Annotated in this window: 12 protein-coding genes and 1 pseudogene; 1 reads left to right on the top strand and 12 read right to left on the bottom strand. The window is 72.5% G+C overall.

Going from position 1 to position 15,157, the window contains the following annotated elements; genetic code table 11:
- Positions 1–62 precede the first annotated feature (62 nt).
- From DEI95_RS09575 to DEI95_RS09530, 10 genes are all read right to left on the bottom strand, one after another.
- Complete coding sequence (locus DEI95_RS09575; RefSeq protein ID WP_110825088.1) at positions 63–383, bottom strand: YlxR family protein; 321 nt, start codon at positions 381–383, stop codon at positions 63–65.
- Positions 384–470: 87 nt separating this feature from the next.
- Positions 471–1,466 (bottom strand): transcription termination factor NusA, encoded by a 996-nt coding sequence (gene nusA / locus DEI95_RS09570; RefSeq protein ID WP_110825089.1) that lies wholly within the window; start codon positions 1,464–1,466, stop codon positions 471–473.
- 144 nt (positions 1,467–1,610) lie between these two features.
- A complete protein-coding gene (locus tag DEI95_RS09565; RefSeq protein WP_110900173.1) occupies positions 1,611–3,362 on the bottom strand; it encodes a proline--tRNA ligase in 1,752 nt (583 codons plus the stop codon).
- A 97-nt stretch (positions 3,363–3,459) separates the two neighbouring features.
- Positions 3,460–4,590, bottom strand: coding sequence for a flavodoxin-dependent (E)-4-hydroxy-3-methylbut-2-enyl-diphosphate synthase (gene ispG, locus DEI95_RS09560; RefSeq protein ID WP_110825091.1), 1,131 nt, complete (start codon positions 4,588–4,590; stop codon positions 3,460–3,462).
- A 66-nt stretch (positions 4,591–4,656) separates the two neighbouring features.
- Positions 4,657–5,277, bottom strand: coding sequence for a cysteine hydrolase (locus DEI95_RS09555; RefSeq protein ID WP_309146388.1), 621 nt, complete (start codon positions 5,275–5,277; stop codon positions 4,657–4,659).
- Complete coding sequence (locus DEI95_RS09550) at positions 5,274–6,806, bottom strand: cytosine permease (RefSeq protein WP_111060090.1); 1,533 nt, start codon at positions 6,804–6,806, stop codon at positions 5,274–5,276. Before DEI95_RS09550 ends, DEI95_RS09555 begins: the two co-directional genes overlap by 4 nt.
- A gap of 37 nt (positions 6,807–6,843) precedes the next feature.
- Positions 6,844–8,172, bottom strand: coding sequence for an RIP metalloprotease (locus DEI95_RS09545; protein ID WP_181436263.1), 1,329 nt, complete (start codon positions 8,170–8,172; stop codon positions 6,844–6,846).
- A gap of 103 nt (positions 8,173–8,275) precedes the next feature.
- Positions 8,276–9,361, bottom strand: a complete 1,086-nt coding sequence (locus tag DEI95_RS09540) for a 1-deoxy-D-xylulose-5-phosphate reductoisomerase (protein ID WP_111060088.1) — start codon at positions 9,359–9,361, stop codon at positions 8,276–8,278.
- 5 nt (positions 9,362–9,366) lie between these two features.
- A complete protein-coding gene (locus DEI95_RS09535; protein ID WP_111060087.1) occupies positions 9,367–10,335 on the bottom strand; it encodes an FKBP-type peptidyl-prolyl cis-trans isomerase in 969 nt (322 codons plus the stop codon).
- 5 nt (positions 10,336–10,340) lie between these two features.
- On the bottom strand, positions 10,341–10,838 hold the full coding sequence (locus tag DEI95_RS09530) for an OsmC family protein (protein WP_110890821.1): 498 nt from the start codon (positions 10,836–10,838) through the stop codon (positions 10,341–10,343).
- Positions 10,839–10,879: 41 nt separating this feature from the next.
- On the opposite strand from DEI95_RS09530, the gene DEI95_RS09525 reads away from it, so the two are divergent.
- Entirely contained in the window at positions 10,880–11,866 is a 987-nt protein-coding gene (locus DEI95_RS09525) for an asparaginase (RefSeq protein WP_110900170.1), read from the top strand.
- 1,049 nt (positions 11,867–12,915) lie between these two features.
- Here DEI95_RS09525 and DEI95_RS09515 read toward each other — a convergent pair.
- On the bottom strand, positions 12,916–14,943 hold the full coding sequence (locus tag DEI95_RS09515) for an FHA domain-containing protein (protein ID WP_220036645.1): 2,028 nt from the start codon (positions 14,941–14,943) through the stop codon (positions 12,916–12,918).
- 69 nt (positions 14,944–15,012) lie between these two features.
- Positions 15,013–15,081: pseudogene (locus DEI95_RS17100) on the bottom strand (zinc-ribbon domain-containing protein); the annotation flags it as partial.
- Positions 15,082–15,157: the final 76 nt, after the last annotated feature.

The raw sequence follows: 15,157 nt of genomic DNA, 5'->3' as shown, positions 1-15,157 counted from the left end.
CGGGTCCCACCCCGTCAAGGGGCAGGACTCACTGGATGACGGGTCTCATTTCGAGCCGCTCATCAGTTGTCCATAAGCCGTTCAGCCTGTTCTGTCATGTCCGGGTGCTCGGGTTCCGTGCCGTTCGGGCTCTGCAGCCCGGCGAGGTACTCGCGCACCGCGGACGTGTCGGGATCACGCTCCAGCCGGAGCGCACGGCGGAATGCCCTGCGCTTGACGGCCAGTTCGTACGCTTCGACCGTCGGTGTGAGCCATGCCCCCCGGCCCGGCATGACTGCCTTCGGATCCGCCACGACGGAACCGTCGCTCAGGGCGACGACTCGGAGGAGGGAGGATCGGGTTGCACGACGACGACTGCCGATGCACGTTCTGACGGCGTCCACTCTACTCCTTGACTCCGACGACCGCGATCCGGCGCGCCCGAGGCCTCTCGCCACGAGCGAACCGGACCGCGTCGATGGGGTTGTCGCTCAGTCGTCGCCGTCGAGGATCGAGTCCGGCTGGATGTCGATCCGGGCGCCGGTGAGCTTCGCGGCGAGGCGGGCGTTCTGCCCTTCCTTGCCGATGGCGAGCGACAGCTGGTAGTCCGGCACGAGGGCCCGGACGGCCTTGGTCGAGGCGTCGAGCACGAACGCGCTCGTCACCTTCGCCGGTGACAGGGCGCTCGCGACGAAGGTCGAGAGGTCCGAGGACCAGTCGACGATGTCGATCTTCTCGGCGCCGAGCTCGTTGGTGACCGAGCGCACGCGGGCTCCGAGCTCGCCGATGCAGGCCCCCTTGGCGTTGACCCCGGGCTCGTTCGCCTTGACCGCCATCTTCGTGCGGTGTCCGGCCTCGCGCGCCAGGGAGGTGATCTCCACGACGCCCGACGCGATCTCGGGGACCTCGAGTGCGAAGAGCTTGCGCACGAGGCCCGGGTGCGTGCGGGACACGGTGATCTGCGGACCCTTGTTGCCGCGGCCGACGCTCGTCACGTACACACGGAGTCGCATGCCGTGCGTGTAGGTCTCCCCCGGGACCTGTTCCTCCGGGGGCAGGATCGCCTCGACGGTGCCGAGGTCGACCATGACCATCTTCGGGTTCGGGCCCTGCTGCACGATGCCGGCGACGATGTCGCCCTCCTTGCCGCGGAACTCGCCGAGGATCTTGTCGTCGCCGATGTCGCGGAGACGCTGGTTGATGACCTGCTTGGCCGCGAAGGCCGCGATCCGACCGAAGTCGCTCGGCTGGTCCACGGACTCGCCGATGACGTTGTCGTCCTCGTCACGTTCGGGGACGAACACCGAGACCTCGCCGGACTTCCGGTCGAGCTCGACGCGGGCCTGGGCGTCGACGGGTTCGTCGTTCTCGGCGCGGTGCTTCTGGTAGGCGGTCAGGATGGCAGATTCGATGATCTGGACGAGCTCGTCGAACGGGATCTCCCGTTCACGCTCCATGAGTCGCAGGACTGCGAGGTCGATCTTCACCGAGGTGCCTCCGTATTCAGATGAGTCGCTCCCGCGGATGGGACCACGCGGAAGCCGTCGTCGATCGTACCGCAGGAACGACGCAAGGCCCGTGGCGCATCCGCCACGGGCCTTGCGTCGGGCGCCCGGCTGGACGCCGGGCGCTCAGATCGCGCGGACGGCCTCCAGCAGGTCCGCGACGGGGACCTCCCGGCGGTCGCCGGTCGCCCGGTCCCAGAGTTCGACGATGCCGTCGGCGGCGTTCCGGCCCGCGACGACGACGACCGGCATGCCGAGCAGCTCGGCGTCCCGGAGCTTCACGCCGGGCGAGACCTTCGGGCGGTCGTCGTACACGACCTCGTACCGCTCCGCCTCGAGCTGCGCGACGATCGATTCGGCCAGGTCGAACGCGGTCGCGTCCTTGCCGGTCGCGACGACGTGCACGTCGAACGGTGCGACGTGCTTCGGCCAGGCCAGGCCCTTCTCGTCGTTGTGCGCCTCGGCCAGGATCGCCAGGATGCGCGTCACGCCGATGCCGTACGAGCCCATCGTGACGGTGGCGAGCTTGCCGTTCTCGTCCTGCACCTTGAGACCGAGCGCCTCGGCGTACTTGCGCCCGAGCTGGAAGACGTGGCCGATCTCCATGCCGCGGGCGGTCTCGAGCGGGCCGGAACCGTCGGGGGCCGGGTCGCCGGCGCGGACGTCGGACACCTCGGCGACACCGTCGGCGACGAAGTCACGCCCGGCGACGAGACCGGAGACGTGCACACCGCGCTCGTTCGCGCCCGTGACCCAGCTCGTGCCGTCGACCACGCGCGGGTCGACGAAGTAGCGCAGGCCGGTCGCGCTGTCGGCGCCGAGGACCTGCGGGCCGATGTAGCCCTTCACCAGCCCGCGGTGCTTCCGGAAGTCGTCGTCACCGGCGGCCTCGACCTCGGCCGGGGCGAACGCGACCTCGGCGCGCTTGAGGTCGACGTCGCGGTCCCCGGGGAGTCCGACGACCACGACCTCGCGCGTGCCGTCCAGGTGCGTCAGTGCGAGCACGACGTTCTTCAGCGTGTCCGCCGCGGTCCAGGGCGCACCGGCACGCGGGGCGACCTCGTTGGCGTGCGCGACGAGCGACTCGATGGTCGGGGTGTCCGCCGCGGGCAGGAGCACGGGCTCCGGGAGCCCTTCGGTCGACCGCGCCTCGGGCACCGGCGTCACGTAGGCCTCGACGTTGGCCGCGTAGCCACCGGCGCTCCGGACGAACGTGTCCTCGCCGACCGCGATCGGGTGCAGGAACTCCTCGGACTTCGACCCGCCCATCGCGCCGGCGTCCGCCTTCACGATGACGTACTCGAGGCCGAGCCGGGTGAAGATCCGCTCGTAGGCGTCGCGCATCACCTGGTAGCTGCGCTCCAGGCCGGCGTCGTCGAGGTCGAACGAGTACGCGTCCTTCATGGTGAACTCGCGCCCACGCAGCAGACCGGCGCGGGGCCGGGCCTCGTCGCGGTACTTGTCCTGGATCTGGAACAGCGTGACCGGCAGGTCCTTGTAGGAGGAGTACAGGTCCTTCACCAGGAGCGCGAACATCTCCTCGTGCGTGGGCGCGAGGAGGTAGTCGGAGCCCTTGCGGTCCTGCAGGCGGAACATGCCGTCGCCGTACTCGGTCCAGCGGTTCGTCGCCTCGTAGGGCTCGCGCGGCAGCAGCGCCGGCAGCAGGACCTCCTGCGCCCCGGCGGCGACCATCTCGTCGCGGATGATGCCCTCGATCTTCGCGCGGACCTTCAGGCCCAGCGGCAGCCAGGCGAAGATGCCCGGCGACTGGCGGCGGACGTAGCCGGCGCGGACGAGCAGCTTGTGGCTCGTCACCTCGGCGTCGGAGGGGTCGTCGCGGAGCGTGCGGAGGAAGAGGTGAGAGAGCCGTGTGACCACGCCGCAAGCCTAGCGGCGCGCGGTCGCGGTCCGCCGCACCTGTGGACGGGAGGCTCCCCCGCCGCCGGTTCCGGGCCGTCCGGAACGGGGCCAGGACCTAGGAGGTGACGACGAGCGGCTTGCCGGTGCCCGCCGCCGGTCCCATCTCCGCGGCGAGGCGGTTCGCCTCGTCGATGAGGGTCGCGACGATCTCGGCCTCGGGGACGGTCTTGATGACCTGGCCCTTCACGAAGATCTGCCCCTTGCCGTTGCCGGAGGCGACACCGAGGTCCGCCTCACGTGCCTCGCCCGGACCGTTCACGACGCACCCCATGACGGCGACGCGGAGCGGGACGGTCATGCCCTCGAGCCCGGACGTGACGTCGTTCGCGAGCTGGTAGACGTCCACCTGCGCACGGCCACAGCTCGGGCAGGAGACGATCTCGAGCTTGCGCTCGCGGAGGTTGAGCGACTGCAGGATCTGCAGCCCGACCTTCACCTCCTGGGCGGGCGGAGCCGACAGCGACACGCGGATGGTGTCACCGATGCCCTCGCCGAGCAGGATGCCGAACGCGGTGGCGCTCTTGATCGTGCCCTGGAACTCCGGGCCGGCCTCGGTCACGCCGAGGTGCAGCGGCCAGTCGCCGCGCTCCGCGAGCTGCCGGTACGCCTTCACCATGATGATCGGGTCGTTGTGCTTGACCGAGATCTTGAAGTCGTGGAAGTCGTGCTCCTCGAACAGACTGGCCTCCCACACGGCGGACTCGACGAGCGCCTCCGGTGTGGCCTTCCCGTACTTCTGCAGCAGGCTCGGCTCGAGCGACCCGGCGTTGACGCCGATCCGCAGGCTCACACCCGCGTCCTTCGCGGCCTTGGCGATCGCACCGACCTGGTCGTCGAACTTCCGGATGTTGCCCGGGTTCACGCGCACCGCGGCACACCCGGCGTCGATGGCCTGGAAGACGTACTTGGGCTGGAAGTGGATGTCCGCGATCACCGGGATCTGCGACTTCTTCGCGATGATCGGCAGCGCGTCGGCGTCGTCCTGGCTCGGCACGGCCACGCGGACGATGTCGCAGCCGGACGCGGTGAGCTCGGCGATCTGCTGGAGGGTCGCGTTGATGTTCGTGGTCGGCGTCGTGGTCATCGACTGCACGGACACCGGGGCGTCACCACCGACCAGGACCTTGCCGACCCGGATCTGCCGGGACTTGCGACGCGGGGCCAGGGTTTCGGGGGCCTTCGGCATTCCGAGGTTCACTGCGGGCACGGTGGGAACTCTACGCGCTCGTCCACGGAACGCGGTGCGGCCTGCTCACAGGGAGTCGACGACGGTGACGAGCGGGGCGTACAGGCGCATCGCATCGAGCGCGCGGGCGTGGTCATCGTCGCTCGCGCCGGCGCACGCCTCGGCCACGACCGTGACGCGGACGCCGGCGTCGGCCGCAGCGAGCGCGGTCGACAGCACACAGCAGTCCGTGGAGACCCCGGTGAGCACGAGGTGCGGCTGCTCCCCCGTCACCCGTCGGAGGTCCGTCCCCCACTTCCCGAAGGTCGGCACGGTGACGACCGGGGCGCCACCCGCCGCGAGTGCTGCGAACGGCTCCGTGAGCGCGTACAACGGGTCGGCGTCGGGAACGAGGGCGAAGGGCCAGTCGCGGTAGTACGGCTGCCACGCGCCGGACGGGTGCTCCGGGGCGACGAACCGGGTGAGCACCGTGCGGTCGCGGAAGCGCGGGAGGAGCCGCTCGACCGCCGCGGACGCCTCGGCGTAGCGCGGTGCCGCCCAGGGGCTGTCACCCGTGAAGACGTGCTGCATGTCGATGACGACGAGCCACGCGTCGGCGGTGTCGGGTGCGTCGGACGTGCCCGTTGCGTCGGCGGCGTCCGGACCGTCGGGAGCCGCTGCGTCCGCGCGTGCCGGTCCGGCCGTCACGGGCGCAGCTCGTCCGCGGGGACGCGGGACACCGGCTCGGTGACGGGCAGCGCCTCCTGGCGGCGGATCGCGCGTCGGCCGAGCAACACCGTCCCGAGGAACCCGACGAGCAGCGCGACGAGGACGCCGAGGTTCGCGTAGGCCCAGGCGCCGTCACGTCCCCCGAGGCCGAACGGGCCGAGCAGGAAGCCCTGCCAGTTGAGCCAGGCCGGGACGCCGTAGGTGTTCGTGACGAGCCCCCACCCGAGCACGGTGCCGACGACCACCAGCGCGATCGCGGTCCAGCGGACGTCGCCGTAGCGGCCGCGCGGGGTGTCGAGCTCGTCCTCCGCGTACGCCCGCCGCCGGAGCAGCACGTCTGCGACGAACACACCGCACCAGGCTGCGACGGGCACACCGAGCGTCACGAGGAAGGCCTGGAACGGCTGGATGAAGCTCGTCGCGAAGAACACCACGTAGACCGCGCCCGCGATCATGAACACGCCGTCGACGCCGGCTGCGACCGGTCGCGGGATCCGCACACCCGCGCTGAGCAGGGCGAGACCCGACGAGTAGATGTCGAGGACGGCACCACCGACGAGACCGAGGATCGCGACCACCGCGAAGGGGACGAGGAACCAGACCGGCAGCAGGGTCGTCAGCGCGCCGATCGGGTCGGCACCGATCGCGGCGTCCAGGTCCGTCGACGAGCCGGCGAGCATGACGCCGATGACGACGAGGACCGCGGGGGCCAGCGCGCCACCGAACGTCGTCCAGCCGACGACGCCGCGCGTCGAGGCGGACCGCGGCAGGTACCGGGAGTAGTCGGCGGCCGCGTTCACCCAGCCGAGCCCGAAGCCGGTCATCACGAGCACCAGGGCGCCGATGACGTTCTGGGCGCTGCCGGACGGCAGGTCGGCGAGGGTCCCGAGGTCGATCGACGGCGCGGCCAACACCACGTAGACCACCGTCAGCACCGCGGTGACGACCGTGATCCACGTCTGCAGGCGCATGATCACGTCGAACCCGGCGATCCCCGCCCCGATGACGAGTGCCGCGACCACCACCAGGGCGACCGCCTTCGTGACGACGCCGTCGTCCCACCCGAGCTCGCGGAACACCGTGGACGTCGCGAGGACCGCCAGCGAGGCGAGGGCGGTCTCCCACCCGACGGTGAGGACCCAGCTGAGGAAGGACGGCAACCGGTTGCCCCGGACGCCGAACGCCGCGCGGCTCAGCACCATCGTCGGGGCGGACCCGCGCTTGCCGGCGATCGCGACGATGCCACAGAGCAGGAACGAGAACACGACGCCGATGACCGACACCACCGTCGCCTGCGCGAGCGAGATGCCGAAGCCGAGGACGAACGAGCCGTAGGCCAGTCCGAGCACCGAGATGTTCGCGGCGAACCACGGCCAGAAGAGGCCGCGGGGACGGCCCTTCCGCTCGGCCTCACCGATGACGTCGGTGCCCTGCTGTTCGACGGTCCGGGTCCGCCCGGCGGTCGACGCCTTCGACGGCTCCGGTCGGACGACGGGTTCTGCGCTCATGCGCGCCAGCGTAGTGGTCCGACGCGCGGCTCCGGCGCTACCCGAACAGGTCCACCGGCCGGACCAGGTCGGCGTAGATGAGCAGCGCGCTCATGCCGGCGAGCAGGACGACCACGACCATCGTGAGCGGCATCGTCTTCGCCAGGTCGATCGGCCCCGGGTCGGCCTTGCCGAACAGCCGGAGGGCACGACGCTTGACCGCTTCCCAGATGGCGCCGGCGATGTGGCCGCCGTCCAGCGGGAGCAGCGGCACCATGTTCAGCACGAACAGCCCGATGTTGAGCGAGGCCAGCAGCCCCAGGATCGTGTACACCTTGTCGACCACGGGCACGCCGCTCATCGAGGACACCGTGCCGATCGCCCGGCCGACGCCGACGACCGACACCGGACTGTCCTGCGAGCGTTCCTGCGCCCCGAACGCGGCGTTCCAGACGGCGACGAGCCGCTGCGGCAGGTCGACGATGAGGTGCGCCGAGGCAGCGATCTGTGCACCGGTCGCGGGGAGCACCGCGGCGGGCGACTGCCGGACGAGCGTCTGTCCGATGCTCACCCCGACGACGCCGACGCGCTCGGTCTTCGTGGTCCCGTCGCTGTCCTTCGCGACCGACCCGTCCTCCGTGTACACATCGCGGGTGGCGAGCTGCGGGGTGACCTGCAGGGTGCGCTCGGTGCCGTCCCGCTCGACGACCACGGTGACCTGCTCGCCCGCGGAGCGCTGGAAGAGGTCGGAGACCTGGGTGATCGTGGGGTTGCGGCGGCCGTCGACGGCGACCACCACGTCGCCCGCGCGGATGCCGGCCTCCTTCGCCGGGGACACGGCGTCGCCGTCGGTGCAGGTCGTGCGGGCACTCGTCGGCAGGACGCAGTCGACACTCGACGTGAACGTCGTGGTCGGTGCACCGAACCCGACCAGCAGCACCCCGAACAGCAGGATCCCGATCACCAGGTTCATCGCCGGCCCGGCGACCATCACGATGATCCGCTTCCATGGGGTGAGCCGGTAGAAGGCCCGGGAGTCGTCGCCGCCGGACTCCGCGATCTGCTCGGCACTCGCGGCCCGGGCGTCCTGCACGAACGCCGAGTACATGCCCGTGTTCGTGATCTCCCGCCCGGAGGCACGTGGCTTGAGCATGCCGACCATGGAGATGTACCCGCCGAGCAGGATCGGCCGGATGCCGTACTCGGTCTCGCCGCGCCGGAAGGACCAGATCGCCTTGCCGAACCCGAGCGAGTACTGGGTCACCTTGACGTTGAAGAGCTTCGCGAAGGCCAGGTGGCCGAGCTCGTGGAGGCCGATCGACACCAGCAGCCCGATGACGAAGACGACGACGCCGAGGACGAAGAGCAGGACGGTTCCGACGGTCACCGGGAAAGGGTACGGGACGCTCGCCATGACGAAAGCCGTGAGCGACCTGGGTGGTGCTGCGTGCCTCCCGGTCGGAGCGACCGGACGGGAGGCCCGGCGCGCGTCAGCAGGCGAGGATGCGGTCGGCCTGCTGGCGGGCCCACCGCTCCGCGGCGAGGACGCCGTCGAGCGACGGCTCTCCCGCCGCGTGGTCGTCGACGACCCGCGCCACCGTGTCGACGATGTCGAGGAATCCGATCGCCCCCGCGTGGAAGGCGGCGACGGCCTGCTCGTTGGCGGCGTTGAACACGGCGGGGAAGGTGCCGCCGAGCGTGCCCACCCGCTTGGCGAGGTCGACGGCGCCGAAGGCGGCGGCGTCGAGCGGCTCGAACGTCCACGTGCTCGCGGTCGTCCAGTCCAGCGGCACGCCGACGTGCGGGACCCGGTCGGGCCAGGCGAGGCCGAGGGCGATCGGCAGCCGCATGTCCGGCGGAGACGCCTGCGCGATGGTCGAGCCGTCGACGAACTCGACCATCGAGTGCACGACCGACTGCGCGTGCACGGTGACGTCGATGCGGTCGTAGGGGACGCCGAAGAGCAGGTGCGCCTCGATGACCTCGAGGCCCTTGTTCACCAGGGTCGCCGAGTTCGTGGTCACCACGAGGCCCATGTCCCACGTCGGGTGGGCGAGCGCCTGCGCCGGTGTGACGTCCACGAGGTCGTTCCGCGAGCGCCCGCGGAACGGACCGCCGCTCGCGGTGAGGACGAGCCGACGGACCTCGGCGTCGGTGCCCGATCGGAGTGCCTGGGCGATCGCGGAGTGCTCGCTGTCGACCGGGACGATCTGCCCGGGTGCCGCGGCGGCCTGCACGAGCGGGCCCCCGACGATGAGGCTCTCCTTGTTCGCCAGCGCGAGCGTCGCGCCGGTCTCGAGGACCGCGAGGGTCGGACCGAGCCCGACGGATCCGGTGATCCCGTTGAGCACGACGTCGGCCTCGACGCTGCGGACGAGTCGTTCCGCGTCGGCGGCCCCGAGCGCGGTGTCGCGGACGCCGTACCGGTCGGCCTGCTCGGCGAGGGTGGCGGTGTCCGTGCCCGCGGTCAGGCCGACGAGCTCGAAGCGGTCGGGGTTCCGCTCGATGACGTCGAGCGCCTGCGTGCCGATCGACCCCGTGCTGCCGAGGAGGACGACCCGGCGGCGGCCCGACACCGGGCTCAGCCCTTGGCCAGCAGGTCGACGACGAACACGAGGGTCGCGTTCGCGGGGATGCCCGAGCCCTCCGGCGGGTTGGCGCCGTAGCCGTCCTCCGGCGTGACGACGATCATGACCTGCGAACCGATCTTCTGCCCGACCAGTCCCTTGACGAACCCGGGGATGAGCCCGCTGTTCGAGATCGTGAAGGTCGTCGGCGAGCCCTTCGACCACGAGGAGTCGAACTCCTTGCCGCCCTTGTACGCGACCCCCTTGTACTGCACGAGCGCGGTGTCGCCGTCCTCGATGACGTCACCGTCACCCTGCTTGATGACCTCGGCCGTGGTCTTCGTGGGTGCGTCGGTGTCCGGGATGGTGATCTCGGGCTCGCCGTCCGCCTTGTCCTCGACCGTGGGGAGCGCCGGGTCCTGGTCCTGCGGCGTGCCGGTCGACTTGGTCGGGGTCTGCTCGACGACGTCCGCGACGACGACGATCGACCCGCTCGTGTTGAAGCCGAGTGCGGCGGCCTGACCGACGACGGCGACGCGGTCACCGACGTGCGCGCAGGCGAGGAGGGCGCCGAAGCCGGTGCCGCCCACGGAGAGGACCTGGGGGTTCCCCTGGTCGAAGCCGACGGTCACGAGGTTCTTCGCGTCCTTCGCGTCGTACGCGGAGTACGCGACCTGGACGAAGTCGCCCTCGGCGAGTGCGGCGCCCGTGCCCTTCACGGCGCGGGTCGCCTGCGGCGGGTCGGCGGTGAGGCCGTCGTCGAACGTCACCTTCGGCGCCCGGGATCCGCCGACGTCACCCGTGGCGGCGATCGAGTCCGACGCTCCGCCCGGCTTCGGGCACGACGTGATCGGCGCGGCCGTGGCCTTCGGGGTGGACGATGCGGAGGCCGAGGCGTCCGAGGAGCCGGACCCCGAGCAGGCTGCGAGGCCGAGGATCACGGCGGGCACGAGGGCGATCGGGAGCAGGCGGAGACGCTTCACACGGGTCATCCTGCCGTACCCACCGATGCGTCGGCTCCGAGGACGACGATCTCGGGCTCGTGGTGGACGGGGAACGCGACGGACCGCGCGATGAAGCACAGCCGGTTCGCTTCGGCGTGTGCCGCCCGTGCGTCCGCCACCCGGTCCGCCTCGCGGATCGTCACGAGGGGACGGAGGACCGCACCGGTGAGTTCGCCCGAGCCGTCGCGGTGGAGGTCGAGACCGGCCGTGGCACGGTCCTCGTACGCGACCACCGTGAAGCCCGTGGTCACGGCGACGTGCAGGTAGCTGAGCATGTGGCACTGGCTCAGGGCGGCGAGGACGAGCTCCTCGGGGTTCCACCGGTCGCGGTCCCCGCGGAACGTCGGGTCGGCGCTGCCGGGGACGTCCGGCTTGCCCGCGGCGCTGACGACGTGCTCGCGTCCGTAGTCGCGGTGCCCGCTCGTGCCGGTCCCCCGGTCGCCGGTCCAGTGGACGGAGACCTCGTAGGAGTGGTCGTTCATCGCGGTCCTCTCGTCGTGTGGGTCGTCGGTAGGATCGCGCCATGCGCACGGCCACCAGCACCGACCGTCATCCTCTCACCGCCGACGGCTCGGTCGAGCTGGCCGTCCTCGAACGGTCCGGCTTCGACGAGAGCCGCCACGTCGGCGCGGGCGTCGTCGTCGGCGCGGACGGTTCCGTGCTCGACGCCGTCGGCGACGTGGGCGCCAGCATCTACCCCCGATCGACGATGAAGCCCCTCCAGGCGCTGGCGGTCCGACGTGCCGGGGCGCTCTTCTCGGGCGCGGAGCTGGTGATGACGACGGCGAGTCACGCCGGGACACCGTCCCACCAGTCCCTCGCGATGCGGATGCTCGAGCGCTTCGACCACGTCGAGGAGGACCTCGGGTGCCCGCCCGACCTGCCGTTCGACCGGGACACCGCCCGGAGCATGACGGGTCCCCGTCGGCTGGCGATGAACTGCTCGGGCAAGCACGCCGGCATGCTCGCCGCCTGCCGGGTGCACGGTTGGGACGAGGCGACGTACCTCGACATCGAGCACCCGCTGCAGCAGGCGGTCCGGAGCACGGTGGAGGACGCCACCGGCGAGGTCGTCGACGTCGTCGGGACCGACGGCTGCGGCGCACCGGTGTTCCCGCTCACCCTCACCGGACTGGCGCGGGGCATCGCCGGGGTCGTGGCGCGTGCCGACGAGGACTCCGCCGCCCTGACCGACGCGGTCCTGGCGGATCCGTGGGCGATCGACGGCGTCGGGCGGGCGAACACCGTCACCATCGAACGACTCGGTCTCCTCGCGAAGCTCGGGGCGGAGGGCGTCATGGTGATGGGTGTGCCGGGCGGACCGGCCGTCGCCGTCAAGGTGCTCGACGGAGCCCTCCGTGCCGGGACGCTCGCGGCCCTGACGTTGCTCGTCCGCAACGACCTGGTCGACGCCGTCGCCGCGGACGAGGTGCTGCAGGCGACCGGCGAGCGTGTCCTCGGTGGCGGTCTGCCGGTCGGCGCGGTCCGCGTCGGAGCGGGTCTCCGCTGAGCTGACCGGGGGCGACGAGACCGGCCCTCCGGACGCACCGGGCCGGATGGACACGTCCCGGACCGGACCGGGGAAGCCGATGCCCTCTCGGTCCCCCGCCCGGGCCCGCTGTGGTCGTCGGCGAGGGACGAGCGCTCGTCCGCGGAGAGCACGAGCAGCGGCAGCGTCGGCATGATGACCGTCCCGACGTCGTCGTCCCCGGCGGTGTCCGCGGTGCCCCCGGCCCGGTGTCTCCCGGTCAGCCGGCACCCGTAGCGCGTCACGTCCACGACGGCACCCGTCCGGCGCGGGGTGGCCGCGAGCCCGGGGACCAGGACGACGGTCCCGAGCAGGGCACCGTCGTCGGCGACCGCCGCCGCCGCCGCGTGCCCCTCGGGGAGCCCGGCGCGGACGGTGCGGCGGCCGAGCACGCCCGTGTCCGCCGCGACACGGAGCTCTGCGCCGGGCACGTCCGGTCCGGCGCGCGGCACGAGGCCCTCGAGCTGGTCGACGAGGGCTTCGAAGACGGCGAGGGCCAGCGCGCCGCGACCACGCACGACGACTCCACCGGCAGCGTCGACGGTGACGATCCGGCCCGCGGGGTCCCGCCCGACGACCAGTTCCCCACCCGGTCTCGGCGGGAACGAGCAGACGTCCGCGTCTGGCCCGGTCGCGCCGCACCGGTCGTCCGCGGGACCGGCCGCCGATGCCTCGCCGCCGCACCGGTCGTCCGCGGGACCGGCAGCCGGGCCCGGCGGGATGACGACCGTCGGTGCTCGCGGAAGACCGTCAGCCGGTCGCACCGCGAGACCGAGCACCGCAACGACGGCCGCCGCCACGAGCAGCACCGTCCGGTCGTCGCCGGTGGACACGACGGCCCAGACCGTCACGAGGATGGCGACGGCCGAGGCGACGCTCCGAGCGGTCCGCGGGTCCATGCGCCCATCGCACCGCACCTGACCGTTGCGCGGCGCCTGCTCCGGGCCGCTGTGGAGAACCGGCGCGGAGCAGGTGGGTCGTGGACGAGCGGCCCCGCCATGAGGCGGTGCTGCGCGCGCACCGGCCCGACCTCACTGGACGAGGAAGAACTGCTCCCCGATGTCGACGCGTGCGCCGCGCTCGACGCGGTACCGCCGTCCGGGCTCGCACCGCCGGATCGACCCGTCGATGTGCCGGATCATCGTGCCGTTGCCCGAGTAGCGGTCGGAGACCCAGAGGTCGTCACCGTCCCGCCCGAGTTCCAGGTGGGTCTTCGAGACGGACTTGCCCGGATCGCGGATCGTCAGCAGGCCGTCGAACTGCTCGTCGGCCTCGGGGCGCGGGAGTCGGCCGAGCAGCGCGGACCCGTGCACGCCGAGGCGCTCGCCCGTGCTGAAGTGCAGCAGGAACGGAGCCTGCGCGGGTGCGCGGGACACGATCCGGGTCTCCTCGACGTCCTCGTCCGGGCCCGCGTCGTGGTCCGTCGGAACGGCGGCACCGGTCGCCTCGGTCGCACCGGACCGCGGCGGGGCGACCGGCGGGAGCGAGGCGGCGACCGGCGGGAGCGGGGCGGCGACCGGCGGGAGCGGGGCGGCGACCGGTGGGACGGGAGCACCGTCGGACGTGAGCCGGGGGCTCGTGCCGGGCAGGGCCTCCGCGCCGGGTCCGCCGGCATCGTCGACGGACGGCGCACCGACCGACTCATCGGGCTGTGCGTCGGACGCTCCAGCCGGACGGGCCGCACCGCGGTCGTCGGCGGCGTCGCCCGGCACGACGTCCGTCGTCCCGTCGGTCCCGGCCTGGCCGGCACCCTCGTCGTGACCGGCGGCACCGTCGTCGTGACCAGCGGCGCCGTCGTCGTGAGCGTCGTCGGAGGTGGAGGAGGGGCGACCAGCCGCATCCGAGTCCGCGGCGGCAGGGGCCCCCGGGGTGCTCGTGCTCACCGGACCGCTGTCCGGACCGCGGTCGTCCAGGTCCTCGTGGCCGTCGCGACCCGCCGACGCGTCCCGGTCGTCGGACGGGTCGACAGCACCGGAGGCATCGGGTGTCTCGGCGCCGTCGCGCCCACCAGGGGCGACGTCGTCCCGGCCGTCCGCGTCCGGACCGCTGTGGGCGTCGTCGTCGTCCGCGTCGGGGAGCTCGCTGGAGTCCGCGTCCGGCAGTCCGTCCGACTCCTCGGTCAGGTCGTGGGCGTCGGAGACGGCGCTGCGGAGGGCGTCCTCGTCGGCGGCCCAGTCCGGGCGGGCGAGCGGGAGGGGCATCACCGGCCCCGTGAAGGCGGCGGTCACGGCGGGGCGGACCGATCCGCACTCCTCACAGAAGATGTCGTCCGGCTCGAGGGTGTGGCCGCAGACGTGGCAGACCGTGCTCTGGCTGCCCGGGGCGACGAGCGGTGTGGGGCGCGGCGCCCGGCGCTCGGCCGGCAGCTGGAAGACCGCGGTGTCGCCCGGCCGGGGCGCATCGTCCGTCCGCTGCACGCCCGCGTCGTCGCCGGTCCCCCCGGGAGTCGTCTGCTCGCTCGTCGCCTCGGCGGACGGGGCGCGACCGATCCACCAGGACGGTCCGGTCGGAGGGGCGGCGGGCGTCGACGGCGGTGACCAGACCGGCTCGACGACGGCCGACCCGGCCCCTGTCGACGGGGGCGTGTCCCCCTGGTCCGCCGCTCCGCGCTCGTCCCAGGCGTCGGCGCGCTGGACCTCCGGGTCGTCCTGCGGCGCGAGCGTCTCGGCGGGGAAGGCATCGGGGTCGAGCGTCGGTTCGACGGGTTCCGCTCCGGGACCCTCGGTCGAGCGTCCGGTCCAGTCGCCGAGACCGGTCCCGGAACCGTGCACGTGCGACGGCGCGCTCCGCGGGGCGAGGTCGTCCGCTGCGGGAGTGCCCCGATCGACGGAGGCGGCTGGCTGCCCGGAGCCCGATCGCGGGGAGGCGGGAGCGTCGTGGTCCTGGTGCTCCGTCCCGGTCCGGTCCTGGCGACCCGCCGTCGTGGCGTCCGCGACCGGGGACGCGCCGTGGTCGGCACCGGTCAGCCATGCGCGCGTGGCCGGGTCGAGGGTGGACTCGGGCAGCCAGCCGTCGGCAGCGGGATCGACCCCGCGTCCGGGGACGCCGGGCTGCTGCAACGGGGGTGGGGTGCCACGGTCGACGGCTTCCGCGGGTGCGGTGCGACGCGCTGCCGAGGTCGTGACGGCTCGTCCGCACTCACCGCAGAAGATCGCTCCGTCCGGGAGCGTCGATCCGCAGTGTTCGCATCTGATCACAGGGTGCCTCTGTCCTCGTCCGACCGTCCGTCAGGTGGTTCCGGCCTCCCGACATCGTAGTCACCGCCGCTCCGAG

This window comes from Curtobacterium sp. MCBD17_008 (assembly GCF_003234475.1).
In the GTDB taxonomy this organism is placed as follows: Bacteria; Actinomycetota; Actinomycetes; order Actinomycetales; family Microbacteriaceae; genus Curtobacterium.
The sequence above is the reverse complement of the archived record's forward strand: the minus strand, read 5'-3'. Positions and strand labels throughout refer to the sequence as shown.

Coding starts and splice junctions, on each gene's coding strand:
- ispG (WP_110825091.1), bottom strand. CDS start 4,590: ATGCCGAAGGCCCCCGAAACCCTGGCCCCGCGTCGCAAGTCCCGGCAG.
- DEI95_RS09550 (WP_111060090.1), bottom strand. CDS start 6,806: ATGAGCGCAGAACCCGTCGTCCGACCGGAGCCGTCGAAGGCGTCGACC.
- DEI95_RS09530 (WP_110890821.1), bottom strand. CDS start 10,838: ATGAACGACCACTCCTACGAGGTCTCCGTCCACTGGACCGGCGACCGG.
- DEI95_RS09525 (WP_110900170.1), top strand. CDS start 10,880: ATGCGCACGGCCACCAGCACCGACCGTCATCCTCTCACCGCCGACGGC.